Source organism: uncultured Tenacibaculum sp., from assembly GCF_947495995.1.
Lineage (GTDB): Bacteria > Bacteroidota > Bacteroidia > Flavobacteriales > Flavobacteriaceae > Polaribacter.
The window spans coordinates 306,533-333,128 of record NZ_CANMAX010000003.1; the positions used below are offsets into that span (position 1 = coordinate 306,533).

At 30.6% G+C, this 26,596-nt stretch carries 23 protein-coding genes; 12 read left to right on the forward strand and 11 right to left on the reverse strand.

The window, feature by feature from the left end:
- Positions 1–12: 12 nt before the first annotated feature.
- The 9 genes from Q1A15_RS10585 (at position 13) to Q1A15_RS10625 (ending at position 13,334) form a co-directional block, all read left to right on the forward strand.
- A complete protein-coding gene (locus Q1A15_RS10585) occupies positions 13–459 on the forward strand; it encodes a FixH family protein (protein WP_299623051.1) in 447 nt (148 codons plus the stop codon).
- Entirely contained in the window at positions 459–1,160 is a 702-nt protein-coding gene (locus Q1A15_RS10590) for a sulfite exporter TauE/SafE family protein (protein ID WP_299623054.1), read from the forward strand. The genes Q1A15_RS10585 and Q1A15_RS10590 overlap by 1 nt, the downstream gene beginning before the upstream one ends.
- 113 nt (positions 1,161–1,273) lie before the next feature.
- Positions 1,274–2,107: a universal stress protein gene (locus Q1A15_RS10595; protein ID WP_299623056.1), complete on the forward strand. Its 834-nt coding sequence runs from the start codon at positions 1,274–1,276 to the stop codon at positions 2,105–2,107.
- 46 nt (positions 2,108–2,153) lie between these two features.
- A complete protein-coding gene (locus tag Q1A15_RS10600; protein ID WP_299623059.1) occupies positions 2,154–2,573 on the forward strand; it encodes a CBS domain-containing protein in 420 nt (139 codons plus the stop codon).
- 222 nt (positions 2,574–2,795) lie between these two features.
- On the forward strand, positions 2,796–5,744 hold the full coding sequence (locus tag Q1A15_RS10605; RefSeq protein WP_299623062.1) for a histidine kinase: 2,949 nt from the start codon (positions 2,796–2,798) through the stop codon (positions 5,742–5,744).
- A gap of 24 nt (positions 5,745–5,768) precedes the next feature.
- The gene (locus Q1A15_RS10610) at positions 5,769–6,515 is read left to right on the forward strand and encodes a LytTR family DNA-binding domain-containing protein (RefSeq protein WP_299623065.1); all 747 of its coding nucleotides are present in this window, start codon (positions 5,769–5,771) and stop codon (positions 6,513–6,515) included.
- Positions 6,516–6,708: 193 nt separating this feature from the next.
- Positions 6,709–7,770 (forward strand): hypothetical protein, encoded by a 1,062-nt coding sequence (locus Q1A15_RS10615; RefSeq protein ID WP_299623067.1) that lies wholly within the window; start codon positions 6,709–6,711, stop codon positions 7,768–7,770.
- A gap of 228 nt (positions 7,771–7,998) precedes the next feature.
- Positions 7,999–12,063, forward strand: a complete 4,065-nt coding sequence (locus tag Q1A15_RS10620) for an InlB B-repeat-containing protein (protein ID WP_299623070.1) — start codon at positions 7,999–8,001, stop codon at positions 12,061–12,063.
- Positions 12,064–12,356: 293 nt separating this feature from the next.
- On the forward strand, positions 12,357–13,334 hold the full coding sequence (locus tag Q1A15_RS10625) for a type IX secretion system membrane protein PorP/SprF (RefSeq protein WP_299623074.1): 978 nt from the start codon (positions 12,357–12,359) through the stop codon (positions 13,332–13,334).
- On the opposite strand, the gene murI is transcribed toward Q1A15_RS10625, so the two are convergent.
- From murI to Q1A15_RS10665, 8 genes are all read right to left on the reverse strand, one after another.
- Entirely contained in the window at positions 13,331–14,122 is a 792-nt protein-coding gene (murI, locus tag Q1A15_RS10630) for a glutamate racemase (RefSeq protein ID WP_299623077.1), read from the reverse strand. The two genes, Q1A15_RS10625 and murI, sit on opposite strands and share 4 nt — an antisense overlap.
- A 69-nt stretch (positions 14,123–14,191) precedes the next feature.
- Positions 14,192–14,701 (reverse strand): OmpH family outer membrane protein, encoded by a 510-nt coding sequence (locus Q1A15_RS10635; RefSeq protein ID WP_299623080.1) that lies wholly within the window; start codon positions 14,699–14,701, stop codon positions 14,192–14,194.
- Positions 14,702–14,746: 45 nt separating this feature from the next.
- Positions 14,747–15,553, reverse strand: a complete 807-nt coding sequence (locus Q1A15_RS10640) for an OmpH family outer membrane protein (protein ID WP_299623083.1) — start codon at positions 15,551–15,553, stop codon at positions 14,747–14,749.
- A 61-nt stretch (positions 15,554–15,614) separates the two neighbouring features.
- The gene (gene bamA, locus Q1A15_RS10645) at positions 15,615–18,173 is read right to left on the reverse strand and encodes an outer membrane protein assembly factor BamA (protein ID WP_299623085.1); all 2,559 of its coding nucleotides are present in this window, start codon (positions 18,171–18,173) and stop codon (positions 15,615–15,617) included.
- Positions 18,166–18,918 carry an isoprenyl transferase gene (locus tag Q1A15_RS10650; protein WP_299623088.1) on the reverse strand — a complete coding sequence of 251 codons (753 nt, stop codon included), beginning with the start codon at positions 18,916–18,918 and terminating at the stop codon, positions 18,166–18,168. The genes bamA and Q1A15_RS10650 overlap by 8 nt, the downstream gene beginning before the upstream one ends.
- 3 nt (positions 18,919–18,921) lie before the next feature.
- Positions 18,922–19,596, reverse strand: coding sequence for a DUF6089 family protein (locus Q1A15_RS10655; protein ID WP_299623091.1), 675 nt, complete (start codon positions 19,594–19,596; stop codon positions 18,922–18,924).
- Between the two features lie 114 nt (positions 19,597–19,710).
- Positions 19,711–20,601 (reverse strand): NAD kinase, encoded by an 891-nt coding sequence (locus tag Q1A15_RS10660; RefSeq protein WP_299623093.1) that lies wholly within the window; start codon positions 20,599–20,601, stop codon positions 19,711–19,713.
- 30 nt (positions 20,602–20,631) lie between these two features.
- A complete protein-coding gene (locus tag Q1A15_RS10665; RefSeq protein ID WP_299623096.1) occupies positions 20,632–21,291 on the reverse strand; it encodes an acetoin utilization protein acuB in 660 nt (219 codons plus the stop codon).
- A gap of 60 nt (positions 21,292–21,351) precedes the next feature.
- Here Q1A15_RS10665 and Q1A15_RS10670 point away from each other — a divergent pair, with 60 nt between their 5' ends.
- Together Q1A15_RS10670 and Q1A15_RS10675 are read left to right on the forward strand one after the other, a co-directional pair.
- A complete protein-coding gene (locus Q1A15_RS10670; protein ID WP_299623098.1) occupies positions 21,352–22,065 on the forward strand; it encodes a pyridoxine 5'-phosphate synthase in 714 nt (237 codons plus the stop codon).
- Positions 22,065–22,838, forward strand: coding sequence for an alpha/beta fold hydrolase (locus tag Q1A15_RS10675; RefSeq protein WP_299623101.1), 774 nt, complete (start codon positions 22,065–22,067; stop codon positions 22,836–22,838). The genes Q1A15_RS10670 and Q1A15_RS10675 overlap by 1 nt, the downstream gene beginning before the upstream one ends.
- 63 nt (positions 22,839–22,901) lie before the next feature.
- Here the strand turns inward: Q1A15_RS10675 and Q1A15_RS10680 are convergent, their stop codons facing one another.
- The 3 genes from Q1A15_RS10680 to Q1A15_RS10690 all read right to left on the reverse strand — a co-directional run bounded on the left by Q1A15_RS10680 (position 22,902) and on the right by Q1A15_RS10690 (position 24,972).
- Positions 22,902–23,606, reverse strand: a complete 705-nt coding sequence (locus Q1A15_RS10680) for a hypothetical protein (protein ID WP_299623104.1) — start codon at positions 23,604–23,606, stop codon at positions 22,902–22,904.
- Between the two features lie 64 nt (positions 23,607–23,670).
- The gene (locus Q1A15_RS10685) at positions 23,671–24,120 is read right to left on the reverse strand and encodes a hypothetical protein (RefSeq protein ID WP_299623107.1); all 450 of its coding nucleotides are present in this window, start codon (positions 24,118–24,120) and stop codon (positions 23,671–23,673) included.
- A gap of 57 nt (positions 24,121–24,177) precedes the next feature.
- Entirely contained in the window at positions 24,178–24,972 is a 795-nt protein-coding gene (locus Q1A15_RS10690; RefSeq protein ID WP_299623110.1) for a tellurium resistance protein TerC, read from the reverse strand.
- Positions 24,973–25,238: 266 nt separating this feature from the next.
- Between Q1A15_RS10690 and tig the strand changes: the two genes are divergently transcribed.
- The gene (tig, locus tag Q1A15_RS10695) at positions 25,239–26,561 is read left to right on the forward strand and encodes a trigger factor (RefSeq protein WP_299623113.1); all 1,323 of its coding nucleotides are present in this window, start codon (positions 25,239–25,241) and stop codon (positions 26,559–26,561) included.
- The last annotated feature ends 35 nt before the right edge of the window (positions 26,562–26,596 follow it).

Here is a 26,596-nt window from a genome sequence, read left to right on the forward strand (position 1 = left end):
ATTAAAATCAATATGAAACTAAATTGGGGTACAGGTATAGTAATAGCAATCATAGCTTTTATTGGATTTATCATGTTTATGGTTACAACAATGATAACAGACCACAAATACAATCACGATTTGGTAACCGACAGATATTATCAAAAAGAATTAAAATATCAAGATAATATCAATGCAGAACAAAATGTATTAGCAATAAAAGATGCTATAGTTATTCAATCAAATCAAAAAGGTTTAGAGCTTCTATTCTCAGAAGAATTTCAATCAGAATTTATAAAAGGAAAAGTATTCTTATACAGACCTTCAGACAAAACTTTAGATAGTGAGTTCCCTATAGTTTTGAAAAATCGTACGCTTCATATTCCTGAAAAGTTTTTAGTTGGGGGACGTTGGAATATTACAGTTGATTTTACTTACAAGGGAACTCCTTTTTTATATCATAAAGAACTTACACTTTAATGCTATATACTGCTTTCATATTGGGTTTATTGGGAAGTCTACACTGTTTAGGTATGTGCGGACCAATAGCTTTTATGTTGCCATTAAATAGGCAAAATCAAGTAACGCAGTTTTTTCAGCTAATGAGTTATCATTTAGGAAGACTATCAACTTATGCTTTGTTAGGTTTGGTATTCGGATTATTAGGTAGAGGTTTTGAATTATTTACATTTCAACAACATTTATCTATTTTCACAGGAGTTCTAATGATTGTAATCATTTTATTCCCCAAAATTGTTCACCGATTAAAAATTACCAATTCATTAAACAGGTTTGTTATCAAAGTAAAATCTGAATTAGGTAAAGAACTCAAAGAGAAAAAAAGAAATACATTTTTCCTTATTGGTTTTTTAAATGGATTTCTTCCTTGCGGATTGGTTTATATGGCTGTATTGGGAGCTATAGCAACTCACAATGTCGTTTACGGAAGTTTATATATGTTTTTATTCGGTGTAGGAACAATTCCGTTAATGAGTTCAATAGTTTATCTAGGAAAATTTACTCACTTCAGTTTCTATAAATGTTTCCGAAAAATAGTTCCGTTTGCTGTTATCATTATTGGCGTATTATTTATTCTTCGAGGTTTAGCTTTAGATATTCCTTATATCTCACCAGCAAATTCTGTGAGTAATTTAGTTGAACACAAAGCCGTGTGTAGATAATTTGCTGGAACATGATTTTACTCATGTTTTTGAATAAGGTAACTGATTGATATCATAGTTTTTATTTGAGAGTTGAAGTAGTTTTACACTATTAATTATTAAGTCTCTCTATTATGAAAAAAATTATTGTACCAGTAGATTTCTCGTTACATTCTGAGAATGCTTTAAGAACAGCAGCTTCATTAGCAAAACAATTCAAATCAGAAATAGTTGCAGTTCATATGTTAGAATTGTCTAACGCATTAATTTCAGTTTCGTCATCATATATTAACGAGCAGGCAGTGTATCAAATTAAGTTGGCAAGACAAAAGTTTGAAGAGTTTTTAGATAAACCATACTTATCAGACGTTACAGTTTCAACATTAGTTCAGCCGTATAAAGACTTTAGTAGTTTTCACGATCTAAAAGGTCAAGAAGATGCAGATTTAATTATTATGTCTTCACAAGGAACCACAGGTTTTAAAGAAATGTTTTTAGGATCGAATTCAGAAGTAGTAGTAAGAAACTCAACGATTCCGGTATTGGTTATTAAAGGATTACCAATTTCAGAACCATTTAAAAAAGCTGTCTTTGCTTGTGATTTTTCAAAAGTCTTTGTTGAACCGTATAAACAAGCTAAAGAACTTTTAGATGCATTTAAATGCAAAATAGAATTAGTTCATGTAAATACTCCAGGAGCTAAGTTTAAAACTACAAAAGAAAAGAAAGAGCGTATCGATAGTTTCTTATACAGTGTCGGAGCAGATTTCGATAACAAACCAAAAATTGTAGAAGTTTCAGATTATAAAATCGAAGACGGAATTTTAGAATACGCACAATTGAATGAAAGTGATTTAATCATTATGCCAACGCATGGTAAAGTAGGAATAGAACATTTCTTAGATGGCAGTATCGCAGAAGATGTTGTGAATCATGCTACGTTACCCGTATTAACTTTAAAAATATAACAGTAGACTTAGGCTACAATTTTAATATCCAATTAATCTATTTATTATGAAAAAAAGAACACCTGTATCAAAAATAATGAGTACTAATTTAGTAACATTAAGTTCAATAGATGATTTAACAACTGCAGAAGAGTTATTCAAAACTCATGAAATACGACATATACCAGTTGTGCAAGGTGAAGAAATAATAGGAATGTTGAGTCACACCGATTTACTAAGAGTAAGTTATGCCGAGACAGTTCAAGAATATGAAACAGAAGTAGATATTGTACTGAATAGCATTTTTACAATTGAGCAAGTAATGACAAAAAATGTAGTTACAGTGAATGCGAGCGATACGATTAAAGAAGTAGCAGAAGTATTGTCGACTCGAGAATTTCATGCACTACCAGTTATAGAAAATAATGTGTTAGTTGGAATCGTAACTACTACCGATTTAATTAAATATTTATTAGAGCAATACTAGAAATACTTTTATAAAGTTTTCTAGAACTTTCCCCCGATGAATAAGGTTGTAAATCTATACAGATTTTCAACCTTTTTTAATTTTTATATAGGAACATGATCGCAGTTTAGAAGTTCAAAAGTTCATTTTGGAAACTTATTTATGTAATTTAAGTCAACTTCGTTGTATTTTTATACATAAAAGCGAATTATAAGCTTAATTTTAGAAGTGATCCCGAAGTACATGAGAATTTTAATAACTCTTTTCTGTTTTTTATTAGTTGAGGTAGTTGTTGCACAGCAACCTATGGCAATAAATTTAACTGAAAAAGAAGGGTTGCCAGATAAAGAATTTTATAGATTATTAGAAGATGATAAAGGTTTTGTTTGGTTAGCTGCAGATAAAGGATTGTACAGGTATGATGGATTCAAATTCAAACAATATATACATCCAGATCAAGTAGGATTATCTGTGTTTTCAGTAGTAAAAGATAGAGATAATATAATTTGGTACACAAATTTATCAAATCAAATATTCTACATTAAAAACGGAAAAGTTCATTTGTTTAAAGAATTAAAAGAATTCTTTAGAGGTAATGTAGTTCAAATTTTCACACACAATAACGCTGTAATATTTCTAGGATCATCAAGGCTAATGATTTTTGATAAGAACACTGGAAAATTATTGTTTAAAAACAATACAGACAGAACTCGATTTTACAGTGAGATTATTTCTAGAGATAATAATATCTATGCTTTCACTTTAGAAGGACATTTAGTAAGAATAGATAGCACTTTTACACTTACTGATTTAGGGAAAAAAATGACTTTTGCCAAAACAAGAGTTAGAGGAGCTACATTAAGACAAATAGGAGATGCTTATTTAGTTTCGACCTTACACAGAGATAAAAGTAGCAAGTTTTACATTTTAGATACCGATTTTGATAAGAGGTTTAGTTTTTCAAAATCAAGCATAGATGAGAAATTTATAGTCAATAGTCTTAGAATTTTTGACGATGAAATATATCTGCTAACAAGCAGAGGAGTATATGTTTATACATTAGTGAATCAAAAATTAAAGCTGCAGCGAAAGATTTTCGAAGGAACAGTAGTAAGTGATGCTTTAAAAGACAGCAAGGGTAATTTATGGCTAACTACATTAAACAATGGTGTGTATGTAGTACCGAATCCAGATTTAAAATCAAATTTCAATACTCCTGAATCGTATCGGATTCGAAAAATGTTTAGAGGAAAAGAAAATGAAATCTTTCTAATTGGTACGGGAAATGAATTCTACATATTAAATACAGATACGAATAAAGTAACTACTATTGAGTTCAAAAACTCTTCGGAAATTGAGTATTTATTTTACGAGAAATCAAGAGACTTATATTATTTACAAAGCGTAGAATCATTCAACGCTGTTAGGTTCAAGAATAATAAAGTAAATATTATTAAACAACATCAGAGTCACGTTATTAAAGACCACTTCTTTGTCAATAAAGATACCTTGTTGATAGCTACAGGTATAACATCAAAGTTAGTTAACTTACAAGATGTTTCTAAACCTAGGTTTGATGCAAAAACTTCATATGGTAGATCGTATAGTTGTTATGGAGATAAAGATAACAAGCAGTATTATTTTGGAACCGTAAAAGGATTACATGTTTACAATGATAACTTTATAAGAGAAGAAATTAAAAAAGAAGATAAATCTATTTATATAAAAGATATTACTTCTTCAAAAGATACTGTTTGGGCTTTATCCTTTAAAAAAGGAATATATAAAATAGAGAATAGAGCAATCTCAGCGCAACTGACTTGTAAAAACGGATTATTATCTAATATAAATTCGTTTATAAAATACGATAGCATTAATAATTCAATTTGGTTAGCAGGAGATAGAGGGATACAAAAACTTGATTTAACAACTAATAAGTTTAATAATCTTACCAAGAATAATGGAGTTTCATCTTACGAGTTTCTGGGGATAGAAATTATAAATGGAAGAGTTTATGTAGGAACAACAACCGAATTATTTTCATTTAATGCTCAAAAGGTTTTTAATAAAACTAACAAAGAAAATAAACCGTTACCTTATTTCAAGGAAATAAAGATTGACAATGTTGCTCAAGAGTTTGCTAATACTTATACAATTTCTAGCGATGTAGAGAAGATAGAAATAGCATTTAATACCAACGGTTTTTTATCAAAAGAACATACTTCTTATCAATATAGGTTACTGCAAAATCGAAAAGAAGATATTCCTTGGCAAGAAGAAACATCGCAAAGTAATACGGTTGTTTATAATAAACTGGCTCAAGGGAATTATATATTTCAGCTCAAAGCTAAAGAAGGTGAAAATACGTCAGATGTTCAAGAATTACGATTTACAGTAAAAGGTGTTTTTTATACACAATGGTGGTTCTTTTTATTAATTACAATCTCAGTTTCTTCTTTTCTTTGGTATTATTTTAATAGAAAAAACAAGCAGTTAAAAGAGAAACAAAAGTTAATTCTAGACAAACAAAATAAAGAGTTAGAAAATATATTCTTGAAGTTAGAAAGCTTACGAAGTCAAATGAATCCACATTTTATTTTCAATGCATTAAATTCCATTCAAGATTATATTCTAAATAATGAGAAAAAACTAGCAAGAACATATTTAGTAAAGTTTTCACGATTAATTAGAATGTATCTAGAGCATAGTCAGAAAAATAGAATTACAGTTAGAGACGAGTTAAGTGCATTGAACTTTTATTTGGAGTTAGAAAAAGATCGATTTGAAGATTCATTTTCTTTTACCATAAATGTAGATGAAAACTTAGATCAAGATGCAGTTGAAATTCCAACGTTTTTAATTCAGCCATATGTAGAAAATGCCATAAAACATGGATTATTACATCGAAAGGAGAACAGAAAATTACAGCTTAATTTTAGAATAAATGAAAAACAAAAAGTGTTAGAATGTTTAATTGAAGACAATGGAGTAGGTAGAGTATTTTCAAGAGAAATTAATAATAGAAAAGCTTTTAAACCAAAATCTTTTTCTTCAGAAGCTAATGCAAAAAGAATTAGTTTATTGAATAAAACGAGAAAAACCCCGATAAAATTAGAAATTATAGACCAATACGATAATGCTGAAAATCCAACAGGAACTCTAGTGAAATTAGAAATTCCAATAGACTTTTAGTGCTATCTAAAAAAATAAGGAAGTATGAAAGCAATAATAATAGATGACGAAGCTAAAGCAAGAAGTGTATTAAAAACACTTATTAAAGAAGAGTGTCATAAAATTAAAGAGATAGATGAGGCTGAAGACTTATTAACTGGGATAGAAAAAATTAAACAAAATCAACCAGATATTGTTTTTCTAGATATTGAAATGCCAGAATATTCAGGATTAGAAATCTTAAACTTCTTTTCAGAAGAAGAAATTACATTTCAAATCATATTTACAACAGCATATAGTCATTATGCAATTGAGGCATTTAAATTGAATGCTATCGATTATTTATTAAAGCCAATCGATGGAGAAGAATTGAGAGAAGCTGTAGAAAAAGTAATTACATTTATAGGGAATTCTCAAATCAATCAGCGATTAAAAGAATTAAAATCAAGTTTAGAAGAAGCAAACTTTAAAAAGATTGGCTTGCCAAATGGTAACGGAATTAAATTTGTAGATTTTAATGATATCATTATGTTAGAAGCAGACGGGATGTACACGAAAGTTTCAACAACAAAAGAAAATATCCTAGTAAGTAAACCACTCAAGTTTTTTGTAGAAACATTACAGAAGATAAGTACATTTTATCGTCCGCACAGATCGTATTTAATTAACCTGAGGTTTTTAAGAGAATACGTTAAAAAAGATGGTGGATATGTAATCATGGAAAATGATAAAGCAGTGTCTATCTCAAAAGACAAAAAAGAAGAATTTTTAACTATAGTTCAAAGTATATAATTTTAACTAACCAAACTTTTAAAAGACTCTATTTTTAGAGTCTTTTTTATTTGCATTTAGTTTTTTACGAGATAATTGAGAAGTTCAAAACGAACTTTGAGAAGTTTTAAAGGGTTTACTTCGTGATAATTAAAGAATTTTAAATCATTAACAGCAAGTAAAAGCAGTAGCTTTTCTATCAAAAACAAAAGAAATGATTAAAATTAGTAAAAGAGGTTTATTCCATATTGCATTGTTTAGTGCAATATTATTTTCAGTACCGACTGCAAATGCTCAATTTTTTAAAAAAGTATTAAACAAGAGTAAATCATCCAAAAAAAATAAATCATCGAATAAGGCTTCAGCAACTGCAGCTAAAGGAGGGAAACAGTTCGTGTCTAAAAACCAAATGAGTTCAAGATTTGCTAGTGGTTTTACAAACTTAGAAATGCGAACAGCAAAAGAAAAAAGAAAAGGGAATGAGTTTAATGTATATCATTTTGGTTCTGGAAATAAATTAGCCTTTAAATTATATCCAAGGTTTGCTAAAGACGATTATAGTAGAGATATAGACGGTGTTTATTGTAGTAATTTCGTAAAAAAAGGAGAAGAGGTTTTTCATATAGACGAATTAAAAGATGTAACAGATACAAATGGAACCAAGCACTCGTTTACTCCAGTTCCTTCTCCATCAAAAAGAGTAATTAAAACTCCAGATAATGTGTACTTAATTTATGCCTTCGACGGAGGAAAAAAGATTGGTGGAAAGTATCCATATTTTATGTCATCAAAATCAAAAATCACAGGACCGTTTGTTATCGCAGCACCAAGTGCAGAAAAGTTTGATGAGTGGAGTGGAGAAAAAGCTTTGACTTATGTAAAAGATTTTGAAAAAAGAGTAAAAATAGGATCGTTCAAGTTTATGCCTAAAGAAGGAAAATTACATTCACCTGAATTAGCTAAGCTATGTGAACAAGCAATTTATAAAAAGCTAAAGCAATATAGAAATAATGCTAATCTTAAAATAAGAAAATTAGTTGTGTACTCAGATGAATGGAAAGAGAAAACAGATCGTGTAACTGATGAGGTAACAGATAGACAATTAATTGCTTATTATTTGTATGTTAATGGAGATGATACAGATATTAATGCAGCAAAAATAAATCAGAAGAGTACAGAAAATGGTTTTTCTAAAGAATTAGTAATAGAGAAAAATTATTCAGATAAATTTTCAAAAGATATACCAGTAAGTCTTGTTAATAAGTACTTTAAATAAATTAGTTCTTATACCCGTTATTTAAATAACTTAGCTAACTAAAACCGCACAGAACTCTTGATCTGTGCGGTTTTTTCTATGTTGTAGAATAATATAAATAGATAATAGTTAGCTGTTTATATATAAAACTTCAATTCAGCAATTCAAATAGAGATTTCAGAAAGTGTTTCACAAAAAATTAACACAATTGGTGGAGTTTTGTGCATATAAGGACTTTAAAACACGATTATGAGACTAAAATTACTTTATCTATTATTTTTTATAAGTAATATAACTTTTGCCCAGTGGCAAATTGAAGGAACAGCAAGATTTTCAAACGATGCTACAGATTTAGCTATTGCATCAGATAATAATGATGTTCCTTATGTAGCTTATGCTGATAATACAAACGGAGAAGTACACGTTCAAAAGTTTGACGGTACTAATTGGGTTGATGTTGGAAGCAATGCAACAGGACTTGTAACACCAAGTTTGATGGCAATTGCAATTAATCCAGTAACTAACCAGCCTTGGGTTGCTTTTCGTAACAATACAACAAACAGACTTGATGTGATTAGATTTGATGGAACTAATTGGATTACAGAAAGAACATCGCTAACTGGTTTCGCGCCACATAGTAAAACGATTTTGAAGTTTTCGGCTACAGGACAAGCTTTTATTGGAACTTCAAGAGCAGGATCAAGTATCACAAATTCAGTTTTCTACTTATATTCAAATAGAAATGGTTCTTGGACAAATGAATTCAATAGAACTATTTTCGAAAATTGTTATGACTTAATTTCTGAAGATAATTTAGTAGTTGGTTGGGGATATAGATTTGGAAATTGGAGACCAAGAGCTACAAGATATGCATACGATGGTAGTGCTTGGAATATAGATGTAAATACTTCGTATACACCACCAGGTGGAGCAAATGCTTACATGTATACAATGGCTGGAGTAAGTAATAGAATTATTCACCATTATAATTATCAAGGTACTGTTCCAACTAATAGAATTGAGATGATTTCAGGAACAAGACCATCTGGAGCAGATTCTCCAAAAAAGAGAACTTTGTTCATGGAGTATAATAACTTAGATAATAATTCTTATGCTTTATATTACAACAGCAGTGATAATTTAATTATTAATCAATTCAATCAGTATTTAAACTCTTGGAGTGATTTAAATATTGGTTTAAATTTTACAGGAGTAGATCCAAAAGCAAAAATTACTGTTAATAATACAGGAAATAAAGTTTATGTTGCTTATTTAGATAATAACAGGGTTACAGTTCAGTATTATGGAGTTACTGCTCCAGCAGCACAAGTTTATGTAGATGTTGATGCAACAGGAAACAATGATGGTACTTCTTGGACAGATGCTTATACAAACCTACAGGATGCAATTGACAATACTAATTTGCCAACTCAAATTTGGGTAGCTGAAGGTACTTATTTACCAACTGCAGGAACTGGAAATGGTAAAACTTTTAAGTTAGAAAATAAAGTTGCTGAAATCTATGGAGGTTTTAATGGAACTGAAACTGCTTTAAATCAAAGAGATTTTAGAAACAATGTTACCATTTTATCTGGAGATTTAAATGGAGATGATAACGCTAATATTAGCAATACTGAAGCAACAAGAGCAGATAATTCATATCACGTAGTTTCTTTAAAAGGAACAGGAATTGGAACTATCATTGATGGATTTACAATTTCTGATGGAAATGCAAATGGCTCAAATAGTACTAGTTGTACAACTTCAGCTACAAATCAAGATGTTGGAGGAAGAGGTGCAGCTATAATCGTTCAGCCATATAATACTGGTAGAATTTACAGTACAATTCAAAATTGTATTTTAGAAAATAATTCGGGTTCGGAATATGCAGTATATGCTCAGTTTAACCCATGTGGACAAACCAATATTATAGGAGATACTGATTTCAAAAGTTGTATCATAAGAAATAACTATTCAGATACGCAATCTGCTTTCTTATTTGTTGGATCACAAAATTTCTCTCAATTTGGTAGAGGATCGGTTGTAAATAGTCTTTTTTATAATAATGTGTCGCGAACTAGTGCTTCATGTATGCGTTTGGTAACTGGTTCTGGAGGAAATATAACTGGTATTGATGTAGATATCATCAATTCTACTTTTGCGAAAAATACAGGTAATTTAGGAAATGTTATAAAAATGGAGAGAGCAGCAAATAGTACTATTAAAAACAGTATTATTTTTGATAATGGTTCAATATCTCCTTTCGATGCAACAGGAACTCCTTCTTCAGTAAGTAATTCTATTGTTCAAGGTGGTCAAGCTGGAGGAATGGCTTCTGACCCATTATTCACTGATGCTGGAAATAATGATTTCACTTTACAAGCAGGTTCAAATGCTATCGACGGAGGTTTAAGTGCAGACTTGCCTTCTGATATTACTGAAGATTTAGCAGGAAATACTAGAGTTTCAGGTGGAGCTGTAGACATGGGAGCTTATGAAACTACAGTTACACAATATACGTTAACGTTAAATACAACTGATGGAACAGTTACACCAAACCCAGCTGGAGGAACTTATGATGATGGAACTTCTGTTACTTTAACAGCAACACCAGATGCAGGATACGAGTTTACTGGTTGGAGTGGAGATGCTTCAGGAACGACTAATCCATTAACTATTACCATGGATGCTGATAAAACAGTTACTGCAATATTCACAGTAATTCAAAGAACATTAACATTAAATGCAACTAACGGAAGTGCTACTGCAGCACCAAATCCAAGTACAGGAACTTATGACGATGGTACTGTTGTTACGTTAACAGCTACACCAGACGCAGGATATGTGTTTACTGGTTGGAGTGGCGATGCATCAGGAACTACAAATCCATTAAATATTACTATGGATGCTGATAAAACAGTTACAGCAAACTTTGGTCCTATTCAAAGAACACTAACTGTAAACGCTACGAATGGTTCAGTTGCTACAAATCCAAACCCAACCGGTGGAACTTACGATGATGGAACTTCAGTTACTTTAACAGCTACACCAAATGCAGGATATGAATTTACTGGTTGGAGTGGCGATGCATCAGGAACTACAAATCCGTTAACGATTACTATGGATGCTGATAAAACAATAACAGCTATGTTTAGTAGAATTCAACGTACGGTTACTATCAACGCAACAAATGGTAGTGTTACAACTAATCCAAATCCAGTAAGTGGAACATACGATGATGGAACTTCAGTTACGTTTACAGCAGTTCCAGACGCAGGATTTAAATTTGATGGATGGAGTGGTGATCTTACAGGATCAACAAATCCAAGAACAATTTCAATTGTTTCAGATTTAAACATAACGGCAAACTTCAGTCCAATTCAAAGAACATTAACATTAGGTACATCAACGAACGGATCTATAACAGCAAATCCTGGTCCAGTAAATGGAACTTACGATAATAATAGTGTTGTTACTTTAACGGCAGTACCAGATGCTGGTTACGAATTTTCAGGTTGGAATGGTGTAGCTGGAGGAACTACAAATCCAATAAATATTACAATGGATGCTGATAAAACTGTTTCAGCAAACTTTACACCAATACAAAGAACATTAACATTAAATGCTACAAATGGATCTGTTACTCAAAGTCCAAATCCAAGTACAGGAACTTATGATGATGGTAGTGTTGTAACTTTAACAGCTACTCCAGATGCAGGTTATGAATTTACAGGATGGAGTGGTGACGCTTCAGGAACTACAAATCCATTGAATATTACTATGGATGCAGACAAGACTGTTACAGCAATGTTTAGTTTAATTCAATATAGATTGGTACTTGGTTCAACTAATGGAAATATCTCTGTAGATACTACACCTGATAGTGTAGATCCAGCGACTGGTGTTGGTTCGTACAATGCAGGTACAGTAGTTCAATTAACTGCAACACCTATTACAGGATATCAGTTTGACGGTTGGGCAGGTGATGCTTCTGGAACTAACAACCCTATAAGTATAACAATAGATGGAGATAAAACTATTACTGCTAACTTTTCAGTAAATACTTTAAGTGTAAATGAAGAGGAGTTCCCAGTGGCATTTAAAGTTTATCCAAATCCTGTTAAGAATTATCTAAATATTGAAACTAAAGAAGAGATAAGAGCAGTAAAAATGTATTCAATGTTAGGAAAAGAAATTAAGGTAAATGATTTTTCATCAGGAAGTATAGAGGTTGCTAACTTAAGTAACGGAATTTACTTTGTAATGATAAAAACAGATTCAGGAAAAGGTATACGAAGGTTTATCAAGAAATAATAAATGAAGAGGAGTAAAGATAAATACCGATTTGAAATAACTTTGGTCGTGTTGTACAGTTTCATTCTGTATGTTTTGACAAAGTTATAATCAAAGGGGATTAATTCTTAAAGAGCTTATATTTTTATAAGCTCTTTTTCTTTTTTCTGATTAAAAATTTGTGTTGATTCTCATTATGATATTATGCTTTTTTGTATCGAATTTTTAAAATAATGAAGAAGTTACAGGTTTAATGTTAATTTTTAGTATGTTGAATTGAAATCTAATATATTTGCGCACTGTTAATATTGCAAATGAAGCTATTGAATAAAATAACTACTCTTACTTTTTTGTTTTTCGGATTACTTTCTTTTTCACAAGAAACACTTCCTATTTATCAAGATTATCTTTCTGATAATGTGTACTTAGTACATCCAGCAGCTGCCGGAATAGGAGAGTGCGGAAAAATAAGATTAACAGCCAGAAGTCAATGGTTAGGTATTAACAATGCACCACAATTACAAACTTTAAGTTTTCACGCAAAATTTAAAGAAGATTCAAAAGCAGCTTTTGGTGCTATTTTATTTAACGATAAAAATGGTTTTCATTCGCAAAGAGCAGTTCAAGGAACTTATGCATATCACTTAAGTATGAGTAAAGGTAATGTCTTTAATCAATTATCATTTGGTTTATCATTATCAGCAGTCCAAAATGAAGTAGATCAAAGTACATTTAGTGGCGATCCTCAAGTTCGTCAAATTATTGAGAGTGATTTTTATTTTAATTCAGATTTCGGATTAGCGTATCATTACGGAGGATTTTCAAGTTATTTAACAATAAAGAATATTTTTTTAACAGCTAAAAGCAATTTAAATTCTGAGTTTGATGCCTTAAATCTTAGAAATTATATTTTAGGAGCTGGTTATTATTTTGGAAAGAATTCTAAACTAAAATATGAACCTTCTTTCATGGTTCAATACAAAGAACAAACAGGAGAGAAAATTGTTGATTTAAACGTTAAAGTTTATAAGCAATTAAAAGGATCTTTGTTGTGGGCTGGTTTATCATATCGTTCTTCTTTTGGTGGTAATACATTTGAAGATGCAACGTATTTTTCACCAATCTTAGGAGTTAATTTCAAGAGGTATATGTTCTCTTATACTTTTACTAAACAATCTGGAGACGTAGTTTTTTCAGAAGGAGGTTTTCACCAAATATCTTTGGGGATGAACTTATTTTGTGCTAAAAGAAGATTGGCTGCTTGTCCTAACATTAACGGACAGTTATTTTAGAAATTTTTTTCTTCTACTTTAGTATAATCTGAGCCATTTAAAATATCTTCGAGTACCTTTTTGTCTTTATTGATATAAAAGAGCTTAGAAGGGATATTTTTACTTTCATTTAGTAAGTTCTGTTGTTCCAAAATTCTTTTAGTTTGTCGAGCAACAGCTTCACCGGAATCAATAATACTAATCGAATTATTGGTTATCTTTTTTATAGCATTAATCAAATATGGATAATGTGTACATCCTAAAACTAAACAATCAATATTTTGATCTAACATTGGTTGTAGATATGAATTCAGAAGTGAATCCATAGCCTGAGTTTCTATTTTACCAGCTTCAATAAGTTCTACCAAACCTTCACCAATCTGTTCAATGATTCTAATGTTATTGTCAATAAGAGAAGAGGTTTTCTCGAATAATTCACTATTCAGTGTTCCTTTGGTTGCCAAAATACCAATGGTATTTGTTTTTGTTTGTAAAGAAGCGGGTTTAATAGCTGGTTCTATTCCAATGAAAGGAACAGAGTAATTTTCACGAAGGTATTTTATTGCATTTGTTGTAGCAGTATTACAAGCTACAATTATAAGTTTACAACCTTGCTGAATTAGAAATTCTGTGTTCTTTATTGAAAGTTCTAAAATCTCTTGTTTTGTTTTATGACCATATGGTGCATTAAAACTATCTGATAAATAAATAGTGCTCTCATTAGGTAAAAGTCGAGTTACTTCTTTCCAAATAGAAGTCCCACCAATACCTGAGTCGAAAATACCTATAGGGCGATTTGAGTCTTTCATTATTATTACAAAAATAAAAATCCTGCTTTATTAAAGCAGGATTTTTATAATATGGTTAACTAAGATAGATTAGAATCCTAATTTTGCTTTTACAGCATTGTAGATATCTTCTCCTTTATCGAAAACGATTAAACCTTTTCCTGGAGCAGCATCTAAAACATAAACAATACCTTTCTCAGAAGCTACAGCTTTAATAGCATCTTCTGCTTTCTTTAAGATTGGCGCAGTTTTTTCTTTATATTTCTTAGCCATCTCTTGGTTCATTGTTTGCTCAGCTTGAGCAATCTTTTGTCTATCTTGTTGAATTTCTTGAGCTCTTTGTGCGTTTACTTCTGGAGTTTGAGATTTTCCTTCAGCGTCGTATTTTTTAAACTTAGCTTCTAAAGTTTTAAACATTCCTTCAATATCAGCTCTGTAAGTTTTTTGTAATTTTTCTAACTCTGCCTTTAAAGCTTTAGTTTCAGGCATTTCAGCTAATAATTTATCGGTATTAATATGTGCAGTTTTTTGTGCATTCACCGCTCCACCTAATCCAATCGTAAAAATCGCAACTAATAATAACGTTTTTAAATGTTTCATGTTTGTTTTAATTTAAAATTTTTGTTCTCTTTTCTGTTCTATAAATTAGTTTTTATCTTTTTGCTCGTCTTGCTCTTGTTTTTTCTTTTCTTCTTTAGCTTTACGTAAAGCTTCCTTCTTTTCTTTCAGCAATCGTCTCTTTTCTTCTCTAGCTTTTAATCTCGCTTGTCTCTTTTCTTCTATTGCTTTTAACTTCGCTTCACGATCAGATAATTTCTTTTGTCTTAAAGCTTCTTTTTTAGCATCTCTTTGCTTAGCTGCTTCAGACTTACCTTCGGTATCTAATAGCTTTTTTCTAGCTGCTATCTTATCCCTTTTAGCTTGTTTTTTAACGTCAATTTTGATCAGTTTTAAAACCGTCGAGCTAATATCGTGTTTTTTGTTAGAATATAGCATTACTAGTTCACTAGATTTGTCAAAAACGAAATCATATTTCTTTCTAGATGCTATAGTCTGAACTGCATTGTAAACTTGATCTTGTATTGGTTGAATTAATTTCTTCCTTAAAATATACATGTCCCCATCAGGTCCAAAATATAAAGATTCAAGTCTTCTTAATGCTTCTTGCTTAACTTGTATGTCTTCTTCACGTTCCTCAATTAAATCTTGAGTTAAAATTGCTTTTTCATTAGCTAAGTCCGTTTTCAATACTTCAATCTGTCTGGCCTCTTTATCTAGATTAGCTCTCCATTTTGCAACTTTATCATCTAAGGAATTTTGTGCTTCTATATATTGAGGAATATTCTGAAGAATATAGTCCATATCAATATAGGCTATCCTTTGATTTTTTTGTGCAACGCTTACACCTACTGCAATAAGTAAAAGAACGAACGTTAGATTTATTTTTTTCATTGTTTATAATGTATTTAGAAAAAACCGTGCCAAAAACCCAAAACGTTACAAATGTAGTATTTTAGAACTGTCTTCCAATAATAAAATGTGTTTGCCAACCAGATTTTTCTGTGAACCCAGGTAAAGGGTCGAATCCATGTGCGAAATCTATACCTAATAATCCGAAAGCAGGCATGAATATACGAACACCTAATCCAGCTGAACGCTTTAATTCAAACGGGTTAAATGTACTAAAATTGTCGTAAGCATTACCAGCTTCTAAAAATCCTAATGTATAAATAGATGCAGAAGGCTTATCTGTAATAGAATATCTTAATTCTAATTGGAATTTATTATAAATAGATCCTCCATCAATTGAAGATAAACTATTGTTTTCATATCCACGTAAACCTACAATTTCTCTACCATCTAACTGTCCTTGAGCAATTCCATCTCCACCAACAAAATAACGCTCTACAGGAGTTAATCCTAAATCATCATTGTATGAACCTAAGAAACCAATTTCAAAATTAGACATTAAAACTAATTTCTTTGCTAATGCTGTATACCATTTACCTTTTGCAGATAACTTATAATATTCTAACCATTTGAATCGATCTGCTAAGAAATCTTGTTGCTCTTCAGGAGTTAATCCGTCTGGTTCATCAGATAAATCTTTTCCGTTTATTAAAGAGTAAGGTAAAGTTGCTTTAGCTCTAATCGAGAATTCAGAACCATACGTTGGGAAAATTAAACTTGGTCCAGCAGAATTTCTACTTAAAACAGCTGTATATGATAAGTTGTTTAAGTTTCCGTTACTTAATACTGCGTTAGACGATCCTACTCTATATGGGAAATCATTTAATCCAATTCTTTGGTAACTGATACTTTGTGATAAAGAGAAGAAATCATCTGGCCATGTTAAACGCTTTCCTAATCCGATAGTTGCTCCAAAAATATCTAAACTCTGACTTCTATCTACATCTCTAGTTTGGAAATTGAATCTAAACTGATTCGAATAGAAAATAGAGAATGATAACGATTGCGGTCTTTTTCCACCTAACCAAGGTTCAGTAAAAGAGAAACTATATGTACTGTTAGTTCTACTTGCTTGTAAACGTAAAGATAAACTCTGACCGTCACCCATTGGTAATGGTTGATAAGCATCTTTATTAAAAATATTTCTAAGTGAGAAGTTGTTAAAAGATAAACCTAAAGTACCAATGAAAGATCCACCACCGAATCCACCTTGAAGTTCAATTTGGCTTCCTCCTTTTTCAACAACAGAGAATTCGATATCTGCAGTTTTGTTTTGGTAATCTGGTTTTACATCTGGAGTAACATTCGTATCGAAGAAACCTAATTGACCAATCTCACGAATAGAACGAATAATATTTTGTCTACTAAATAAATCACCTGGTTTAACCCTAAGTTCTCTGTAGATTACATGATCGTTAGTTTTATCATTACCTACTACAGTTACTTTACCAATAGTTGCAGGTTCATCTTCTCTAATTCTAATTTCTACTGTGATAGAGTCATTTTTAACTCTAGTTTCTACAGCATTTACAGAAGAGAATAAATATCCGTTGTTGTGATACAATGTTTGAATATCTTGAGAATCTGGAGTTCCATCACCAGAAATTCTTTCTTTTAATACCTTTCCGTTGTAAACATCTCCTTTTTCAATTCTTAAAAATTGATTTAAGAACTCATCGTTGTATTTTTTATTTCCAACAAAAAGAATATCTCCAAATCTATATTGTCTTCCTTCTTCAAGTTCAATTTCTAAGTTGATCGTATTATCATCATTCCAAGTTAATCTATCACTTAAAATTCTAGCATCACGATATCCTAATTCACTATAAGTTTCAAGAACACTTTCTAAATCTTCTTTAAAATCATCTTCAATATATTTTGAAGATTTCCAAAAACGACCTAAGAACTTTCTCTTTGTATTCTTCATAACTCCTCTTAATTTCCCATCAGATAGAGCTTTGTTCCCTACAAAATCAATGTTTTTAATTTTAATACGATCTCCTTTGTCAATATGAATAAACATATCTACAATATTCGTATCACTAGTATCTTTTTTAGTTGTTAAAGATACTTTAGTTTTAAGATAACCTTTATCTGTATATTTCTTTTTGAAGTAGTTTCTCGTAGTAACAATTAAGTTGTCTGTTACTTGAACTCCTTTTCTAAGTTCTGCTTCTTTTTGTAAATCTTTAGCTTTAGATTTACTAACTCCAGTAATTTTAATATTACTAAGTTTAGGTAACTCAACAACGTCGAATTGTAAGTAAACAGTTTCACCATCTATTTTAGCTAAGTAAACATCAACTTCACTAAATTGTTTACTGTCGTAAAGCTTTTTAATAGCACTTGTTAATTTATCTCCAGGTAATTTAACTGGCTGTCCAATTAAAAGTCCGGTATAAACTTTTACAGTTTCTTCGCTAAACTTTTGTAATCCGGTAACTGTTATTCCTCCAAGAATATATTCTCTACCTCTCTCGTAATTTATCTTGCCAGTTTTTTCCTTTGTGTTAGGAGTAATACTGTCTTTTGGTGATTCTTGAGCATTTAAAATTGCGGTAAAAGCAATAAAAAAAACTGTAAAAAATAAATTCTTATACATTGGTATCAATCTGTTCACTTGTCTTTCCAAATCTTCGTTCTCTGTTTTGATAGTCTATTATGGCGTCAAATAAATGATCTTTTCTGAAGTCGGGCCACAAAACATCTGTAAAATAAAGCTCGGCATAAGCCATTTGCCATAGTAGAAAGTTACTGATTCTTTGTTCCCCACTTGTACGTATCATTAAATCAACGTCGGGCAAATTAAATGTATATAAATGACTATTTATAATTTTTTCGTCAATTTTTTTTATATCAATTTCGTTATTAACAACTTTTTTAGATATGTTTTTGATAGCATTAACAATTTCTTCACGACTACCGTAACTTAGTGCAAACGTTAGTGTTATTTTAGAATTCTGACTTGTTTCTGCTATTACTTCTTGTAGTACTTTTTGCGCTCTTTTAGGTAGTTGTTCTGTAGAACCTATACTATTAACTTTTATTCCATTTTTATGAAAATCTGGAACTTCTTTCTTTAAAGAGGTTACTAATAAGTTCATTAAAGCGTCTACTTCTAACTTTGGTCTATTCCAATTTTCAGTAGAAAAAGCATAAAGTGTGATGAATTTTGAACCAATTTCGCTGGCTCCAGCGACTGCTTCTCTAACAGCAGTTAATGCGTTTCTGTGACCAAAAACTCGTTGCATACCCTTTTTTTTAGCCCAACGACCGTTACCATCCATAATAACAGCGATATGATTTGGGATTTTATGTAAGTTTATACGTTGTAGTTTTTCGCTCATAAATTATTCTGTATCTGCATAACATGCAGGTCTTCCAAAAGTATAAACTATTGAGAAACCTGTAAATGTGTAAAAATCGTTACCATTACCTCCAAAGTCAAGTATTGGTATTTCACTAGTCGTGTAATCAATATCATCATCAAAAGTTAAACGAACAGCAACTTCTAGTCCGTAAGCTAAATGATCTGATATTCTACCTTTTATTCCTACTCCTAACGGAATAGCAAGAGAGAACTTGTTCGTAAAAAGAATATCAGCTCCTTCTTGTCTTTTTGGTGTTTGGTAATTATTACCAGCTACCTGAGCTAATATATAAGGTGTAAAAGATTGTTCTCTAACTCTAATGTTATAATCAAAGAAATTAAATTCTAAACCTACTGCTAATTCGTGTATAGTATTAGAAGCGGTAAAGTCTCTTTGTTGTCTGAATAAATTATCTGAATCTGCGTCTACTGCATTGATAGAGATGTGATTGTAATTTCCGCGTAAGGCAATTCTTGGGTTTAAATTGTATTTGTAAACCAAGCCACCAGATAGTTGATTTGGGTATACATAGTTAGTGCTCCCGATATCTCCAATTAAATTAGAACCACCCAGAAAAACACCAATTTCGTGAATTTGCGAAAATGAAATGCTTGAAACACAAGCCAATAATAATGTAAAAATATACCTCTTCATCTCTTGAAAGCGTGCAAATATATGGAATTGAATTTGCTTTAAAAAGTTAATAATCTGTCTTTTTTGATTAACTTTATTTTTAGAGATTTATTGTAGTAAGTTTCGTTAAGTGTACTACTTATTTCGAGTGTCTTCACCCCAAAGTAATTTTTTTCGTAATGTTTTTAAATACGATTGATTTTCTAATAAGATTGTTTTTACTGAAAATGGAGCTTTTTGTATTTGAACTACAGTCTCTTGCGGTACAGTCGTAATTCTAGAGTCTAAAGAAATTAAAAAATCTTTCTCTCTAGCGCTTACTTCTAATTGAATATTTGTTGTTTCAGGAATAACTATTGGTCTTGCATTTAAATTATGCGGAGCAATTGGTGTTATTACTAAACTTGTTGAATCTGGTAAAATTACAGGTCCGCCACAACTTAAAGAATAACCAGTAGATCCTGTAGGTGTTGAAATAATTAAACCATCTGCCCAATAATTTGTCAAGTATTCTTCATCTAAATAAGTCTTAACACCAATCATAGAAGTTGTATTTCTTCTGGCAATTGTAACTTCGTTTAAAGCAAAGTTTAAATCACTAAATTTAGATGTTTCAGGAGTTGTTTTAATTTGTAGTAAAGAACGTTCTTGTAAACTGTATTTACCTTCCATTATAGAAGTCACGGCTTCTTTAATTTCTTTTTTCTGAACTGTAGCTAAAAAACCTAAACGGCCTGTATTAATTCCTAAGATAGGAATGTTTAAATCTCTGATGTAAGTTACGGCTCTTAATATAGTCCCGTCTCCACCAACGGTGAATAACATGTCGAAAGAATCTGATAAATCATTGAAGTGAGAAAATACTGGATACTTCCTATCTAATACTTCATGTTTAGTAAGAAGATTGTAATATTCTTCTTCAATGAAAATTACAATATTATGTTTTTCAAGAGATTTTATTAGTGTTTTAATCTCTTTCTCTGCATTCAACGAATAAGATTGCGCGTATATAGCTACTTTTTTCAATTGTTCTTTTGTTAAAAGTTTGGTGGGGATTTACATATCTAAGTATTTCCTTAGATAATTAGCTCTATCTTTTAATTCTTCTAAGTACGAATCATCTTTATGTTGTGAAATTACAGCATAATCGTACCTTCTGAAAGTTTGTATTACTTCATTTATTTCTTCTGTAGATAATTTAATTGTGATTTCTACATTATCTGCATTTTCTTTGGAAACATATAGACCTAATAATTTTGCTTTATTACTTTCTACAATTTGTGAAACCTGACTCATTGAAAAATCTGATTTAGATTTAGCAACGATCAACGTTTCATTGTCTTGATGCATAAACGGACTATCAGCAAAAACGTCTAATATGTATCTCAACTCGTAATACCCTACATAATTTAGTTTTTCATCTAATACAGGAATAATATTACAATCATTTTCTGCAAATAATGTAATAAGCTCTAAAAGAGTTGTTTTTGTATTACAATGAAATTGATGAAGTAGGTAAGTATATTCACTAAGGTTAGCTACTTTATTTTCAATAGTTTGAATATCGTCCTCGGCAAAACATCCAATTAACTTATTTTTCTCTACAATAGGAATATGAGTTATTGGTAATTCTTTACATAAATCGTCGGCTACAAGCACTGAATTATCTAATGTAAGTGCCTTTATTTCTTTAAGGATATAATCGTTTATATTCATTACTACGAATATAGTTTAAAAACTTTTAATACGTTATTTTTGTACTCTTAAAATACAATAATGACAAAGTTAAGCGTAAATATTAATAAAATTGCTACGTTACGTAATTCTAGAGGGGGTAATATTCCTAATTTGTTAAAAGTAGCATCAGATATTCAAGATTTTGGAGCTGATGGAATTACGATTCATCCAAGACCAGATGAACGTCATATTCGATACCAAGATGCATACGATTTAAAACCTATTGTAACTACCGAATATAATATTGAGGGAAATCCAATTCAACAATTCAAAGATTTAGTTTTAGCTGTAAAACCTACTCAGGTTACTTTTGTGCCAGATGGGGAAGATGTTTTAACTTCTAATGCAGGATGGGATACAATTAACCATCAGTCGTATTTAAAAGATGTAATAGCAGAATTTAAAGAAGCTGGAATTAGAACTTCTATTTTTATTGAAACAGACTTGGCTCTAATTGAAGCTGCTGCAACTACAGGAACAGATAGGATAGAGTTGTATACCGAGAATTTTGCTGCTGAGTTTGCAAAAGGAAATAAAGAAGCTGTTAAACCTTATACAGAAGCTGCTAAGTTAGCTCATGAGTTAGGTTTAGGTATAAATGCTGGTCACGATTTGAATTTAGAGAACATCAAATTCTTTAAAGAAAACATTCCGAATTTAGCTGAAGTTTCTATTGGACATGCTTTAATCGCTGAAAGTATTTATTTAGGGTTAGAAAATGTAGTAAATTTATATTTAGATAAACTTAAATAATGAGTTCAGTATTACATAGTAAAATTGTTGGAGAAGGAAAGCCATTAGTTATTTTACATGGTTTTTTTGGAATGGGAGATAATTGGAAAAGTCATGCGAATAAATTTGCTGAAGATGGTTATCAGGTCCATTTAGTAGATCAAAGAAACCATGGAAGGAGTTTCCACTCAGATGATTTTAGTTATGAATTATTAGTTGAAGATTTATCAAATTATATTGAAGAGCATAATCTTGAAGATATTTATTTACTGGGCCATTCTATGGGTGGAAAAACAGCAATGTTGTTTGCAACAGAATATCCAGATGTGGTTAAGAAACTAATTGTTGCAGATATTGCTCCGAAAGAATATCCGCCGCATCATCAAGATATTATTAAAGCTCTAGAATCTGTAGACTTTGAAGTGCAAAATTCGAGAAAATTGATAGATGAAAAGTTATCTGAATTAATATCAGAAGTAGGAGTTCGTCAATTTATATTGAAAAATACTTACCGTAAAACAAAAGATACTCTAGCTTTTCGTTTTAATTTAAAATCATTGTCGAAAAACTATCCTGAAGTCGTAAAACCTTTACCTTCGTTTACAGTTTTTGACGGTGAAACTGTTTTTTTAAGAGGAGAAAAATCTGGGTATATTTTAGATGAAGACGGTTTTTTAATTAAAGCTCATTTCCCAAAAGGAGAAATAAAAACAGTACCAAGAGCAGGGCATTGGTTACATGCAGAAAATCCTGTTGATTTTTACAAAGAAGCAATTACTTTTTTAAATAAATAAAATAACCTTGGCGAAAGCCAAGGTTATTCCTGAAAAGTGCCTAAGAAGGCTGAACAAGGAAATTTAACTTCTTCTGTCTTCGATTCTTTCTCTTCTATCTTCATTAATTTCCTTAAAATCTTCTTTTAATTCTAGTTTAGTTGCTTTAATATCAGCTTTCATAGTTTTTGCAAACTCGTTTAATAATCTAGAATTTGTCATCAATTTACGTTTGCCATTAGCTTTTTTAGCTAAGAAATTGAAGTTTCTAATTGATTGATAAATTTCTTTTTGTCTTTCTGTACGAGCGATTTGATTTTTTAGATCTCTTTGATCATCTTTTAAATCTCTTCGATCGTCTCTTTTGTCACGTCTATCATCACGTAACTCTCTTCTGTTTTTCGAAGTATTTCGCCTTATAGCATCATTTCTAGAATTTCTAAGTTCTCTTTTCGAACCTCTAAGCTCAGCTTTACTTTGCTTAATTTCTAGTTGATCTTGTTTGATTTTACGTTTACTTTGTCTGATTTCTCTCTTCATATCAGAAAGAATATCAGCTTTTAAAACTTTAACGCGTTTTGAATTATGACTAATAAATGCGTCTTCAAAAGCATTAATTTTTTGTTCAAAAGAACGTAATTGATTTATGTCTTTTTGTAGTTGTTGTTTTCCAGTAACAACAGCAATAAGATTATCTAAATTCTCTTTTGCGTTTCTATTATGTTGTGCATTAGTTAAACCGAAACTAAAAGCAAAAACCGCAATCATTATAGTTTTTAATGTCTTCATAATCTATTGTTTTGTTAGTAAGACTTGAGAACTATAAAAAGGTTTAAAATAGCTATAAAATAATTTAGATAAATACTTTGTAAGTGTCTGTGTTATCAATTTCTGTAACAACTCCTTCTAGTTTAATATTAGTAATGTTTATTACAGTATCACAGCATCCACTTGTTGTTTCTTTAGTAGCTTCCGCAGTTATATCAAATATTTTATCTGAAGATAATAGTACAGAGTAATTTATGTCTTGAGAATCTGGAATAAAATTAGAAAACGCAAAACTATCGTTTGAATCAACACGGAATAATTCTATTTCTGAATTATCTGCGTTATTAATAATTTTTAAATCATCTAAACTAATTGTTCCATTAGTTAAAAGATTTTCATCTGTGTCTTTATCTAGTAAAGCAAAGCTTAATTGAAAGGAATTAGGACAGTAAATGACTATAGAGTCATCACAATCGTCAGTAATATTACAAGAGTTCAAAAAAACTAAGACTGTTAAAAAAATAAACTTTTTCATATGTGTTGTTTTATATCTACTGAATAGATATAAAATACATAGAAAGGTTGCGTGATTTTAATGTTTTTCTTTAGATAATTTCTTCTGATAACGACCTTGAACAATGTCGGTAACGATAAGTACAGCTATTACAAAGTAGAATGTAGTTTTGCTCATTGGTTCAACAGGATTACCAAATAATTTAATGTGAGCTAAGTGTCCACCTTCAGTAACTAACATGATTCCAACAATTAATAAAATAAAAAGTCCAAGTACTTCATACATTCTGTTTTTTGCTAAGAATTTAGATATTCTATCAGCTAAAACTAACATTAATAAACCACTAATTACAATAGCTATTGCCATTACAATAAAAGCTGTAGTTGGATTTTCTATACTACTAGTTAAACCTATTGCAGCTAAAATAGAATCGAAAGAGAAAACTAGGTTCATTATTACGATACTTACGATAGCAGCATTAGCAGTCTTTTTTCCATTATCTTCTGCTTCTGGATCATGACTTAAATCTTTGATGGAAATCATGTGCCATATTTCTTTTATTGCAGTGTAAATAATAAAACCACCACCAATTAAAACGATTATACTGTGTCCGTTAAAAGCAAACTCTACAACGTCTTTTGCTCCACCAGTTAACCAAGAAAATGGCTTTTGAAAAAACTCAATAACAGAAATTAAAACAAAAAGAAGTGCAATTCTAAGTCCGATTGCAATTAAAATTCCGGTTTTACGAACTCTTTTTCTGTCTGCTTCTGGCGCTTTTTTAGATTCTAAAGAAATGTATAATAAGTTATCGAATCCTAAAACTGCTTGTAAAAATACTAGCATTAAAAGCGTGAAAATAATTCCTAACATAATAAGAAAATCTTTTTTTAAGTTTTTTGGCTAATTTATGGTAAATAAGAAAAGTGATCAAATTTAATTTCTATACGACTAGATTATTTGCTTGTTGATTTTTTAAGATGTTGAAACTTTAGTTTTGATTTTGAGGTTTTTAAATGTTTTTTTTGTGTTTTAATATAAAATATGCTTTTAAGAGAAGTTGAAAGTTATAAAACTCTTGGTTCTCAATCAGAAAAGTATTAATTTTGCACCCAATTTTTTAAGAAGATAGTCATAACATGAATATTACAAAAGAAAATATAGATGCGTTAAACGCAGTTGTAAAAGTTGATATCGTAGCTGAAGATTACAAAGAAAAGGTTGCTGAAGTTCTAAATGATTATAGAAAGAAAGCAAACATTCCTGGTTTTAGAAAAGGTCATGTGCCAATGGGAATGGTAAAGAAGCAATATGGTAAATCCGTAATGATTGATGAAGTAAATAAGCTTTTACAAGAGAGTTTAAACAAATTCTTAGTTGAAGAAAAGCTAGATATTCTTGGTAATCCATTACCAGTTGTTAAAGATGACTTCTCTTGGGATACTGATCAATTCACTTTTGAATTCGAATTAGGATTAGCTCCTGAATTTAGTGTTGATTTAGAAGGTAAAAACAAAATCAAAGAATATAAGATTGTAGCTACTGACGAATTAATTGAAAAAGAGGTTGAAAATATTCAAACTCGTTATGGTAAATTAATTTCTCAAGAAGTTGCTGAAGAGCATTCTAATGTTACTGGAACTTTTGTTAACGAAGAAAAAGGAATTAACAAAAAGTCGACTTTCTTAGTAAATGATTTAAAAGGAAAGAAAAACGAAAAGAAATTAATCGGAGCAAAAGCTGGTGATGTAATTGAGTTAGATACTAAGAAACTTTTCGAAGAAGACTTTAAATTACAACAAGTTTTAGGTGTTTCTAACGAAGATGCTAAAGACTTAGACGTTACAGTTACTTTCACAGTAGAAGAAGTTAATAAAACTGAATTAGCAGAATTAGATCAAGAATTATTTGATAAGTTATTTGCTGATGGTAGCGTTAAAACTGTTACTGAGTTAAAAGATAAAATTAAGGAAGATGCTGAGAAGCAATTCCAACAACAAGCAGATCAACAATTATTAAATGCAGTTACAGAGCATTTAATCGAGAATACTAAGTTTGATTTACCTGAAACTTTCTTACAAAAGTGGTTACAAACTGCTGGAGAGAAAGAATTAACTTTAGAAGAAGCTAAAGAAGAGTATACAAAATCTGAAAAAGGTTTACGTTACCAATTAATCGAAGGAAAGATTATGAAAGATAACGGAATCAATTTAGAGTATGCTGAGTTATTAGACTATGCTAAAGGATTTATTAAAGCTCAAATGGCTCAATTTGGAAACATGAATCCAGAAGAGGAAGAGTTAAATAACATCGCAGGTAGAGTTTTAGCTAACCAAGAAGAAGCACAACGTTTACAAACGCAATTACTTTCTCAAAAACTTTTAGGTTTCTTTAAAGAGAACATGAAGTTTAAGAGTAAAGAAGTTTCTTACGAAGACTTTATTAAAGAAGTTTACAAATAAGATTGTAACTAAGATAAAATCAAAAGCGAGATGTT

Excerpts from the sequence above, each read along its gene's own strand:
- Q1A15_RS10585 (WP_299623051.1), top strand. The coding sequence starts at position 13 with ATGAAACTAAATTGGGGTACAGGTATAGTAATAGCAATCATAGCTTTT.
- Q1A15_RS10590 (WP_299623054.1), top strand. The coding sequence starts at position 459 with ATGCTATATACTGCTTTCATATTGGGTTTATTGGGAAGTCTACACTGT.
- Q1A15_RS10595 (WP_299623056.1), top strand. The coding sequence starts at position 1,274 with ATGAAAAAAATTATTGTACCAGTAGATTTCTCGTTACATTCTGAGAAT.
- Q1A15_RS10600 (WP_299623059.1), top strand. The coding sequence starts at position 2,154 with ATGAAAAAAAGAACACCTGTATCAAAAATAATGAGTACTAATTTAGTA.
- Q1A15_RS10605 (WP_299623062.1), top strand. The coding sequence starts at position 2,796 with ATGAGAATTTTAATAACTCTTTTCTGTTTTTTATTAGTTGAGGTAGTT.
- Q1A15_RS10610 (WP_299623065.1), top strand. The coding sequence starts at position 5,769 with ATGAAAGCAATAATAATAGATGACGAAGCTAAAGCAAGAAGTGTATTA.
- Q1A15_RS10615 (WP_299623067.1), top strand. The coding sequence starts at position 6,709 with ATGATTAAAATTAGTAAAAGAGGTTTATTCCATATTGCATTGTTTAGT.
- Q1A15_RS10620 (WP_299623070.1), top strand. The coding sequence starts at position 7,999 with ATGAGACTAAAATTACTTTATCTATTATTTTTTATAAGTAATATAACT.
- Q1A15_RS10625 (WP_299623074.1), top strand. The coding sequence starts at position 12,357 with ATGAAGCTATTGAATAAAATAACTACTCTTACTTTTTTGTTTTTCGGA.
- murI (WP_299623077.1), bottom strand. The coding sequence starts at position 14,122 with ATGAAAGACTCAAATCGCCCTATAGGTATTTTCGACTCAGGTATTGGT.
- Q1A15_RS10635 (WP_299623080.1), bottom strand. The coding sequence starts at position 14,701 with ATGAAACATTTAAAAACGTTATTATTAGTTGCGATTTTTACGATTGGA.
- Q1A15_RS10640 (WP_299623083.1), bottom strand. The coding sequence starts at position 15,553 with ATGAAAAAAATAAATCTAACGTTCGTTCTTTTACTTATTGCAGTAGGT.
- bamA (WP_299623085.1), bottom strand. The coding sequence starts at position 18,173 with ATGTATAAGAATTTATTTTTTACAGTTTTTTTTATTGCTTTTACCGCA.
- Q1A15_RS10650 (WP_299623088.1), bottom strand. The coding sequence starts at position 18,918 with ATGAGCGAAAAACTACAACGTATAAACTTACATAAAATCCCAAATCAT.
- Q1A15_RS10655 (WP_299623091.1), bottom strand. The coding sequence starts at position 19,596 with ATGAAGAGGTATATTTTTACATTATTATTGGCTTGTGTTTCAAGCATT.
- Q1A15_RS10665 (WP_299623096.1), bottom strand. The coding sequence starts at position 21,291 with ATGAATATAAACGATTATATCCTTAAAGAAATAAAGGCACTTACATTA.
- Q1A15_RS10670 (WP_299623098.1), top strand. The coding sequence starts at position 21,352 with ATGACAAAGTTAAGCGTAAATATTAATAAAATTGCTACGTTACGTAAT.
- Q1A15_RS10675 (WP_299623101.1), top strand. The coding sequence starts at position 22,065 with ATGAGTTCAGTATTACATAGTAAAATTGTTGGAGAAGGAAAGCCATTA.
- Q1A15_RS10680 (WP_299623104.1), bottom strand. The coding sequence starts at position 23,606 with ATGAAGACATTAAAAACTATAATGATTGCGGTTTTTGCTTTTAGTTTC.
- Q1A15_RS10685 (WP_299623107.1), bottom strand. The coding sequence starts at position 24,120 with ATGAAAAAGTTTATTTTTTTAACAGTCTTAGTTTTTTTGAACTCTTGT.
- Q1A15_RS10690 (WP_299623110.1), bottom strand. The coding sequence starts at position 24,972 with ATGTTAGGAATTATTTTCACGCTTTTAATGCTAGTATTTTTACAAGCA.
- tig (WP_299623113.1), top strand. The coding sequence starts at position 25,239 with ATGAATATTACAAAAGAAAATATAGATGCGTTAAACGCAGTTGTAAAA.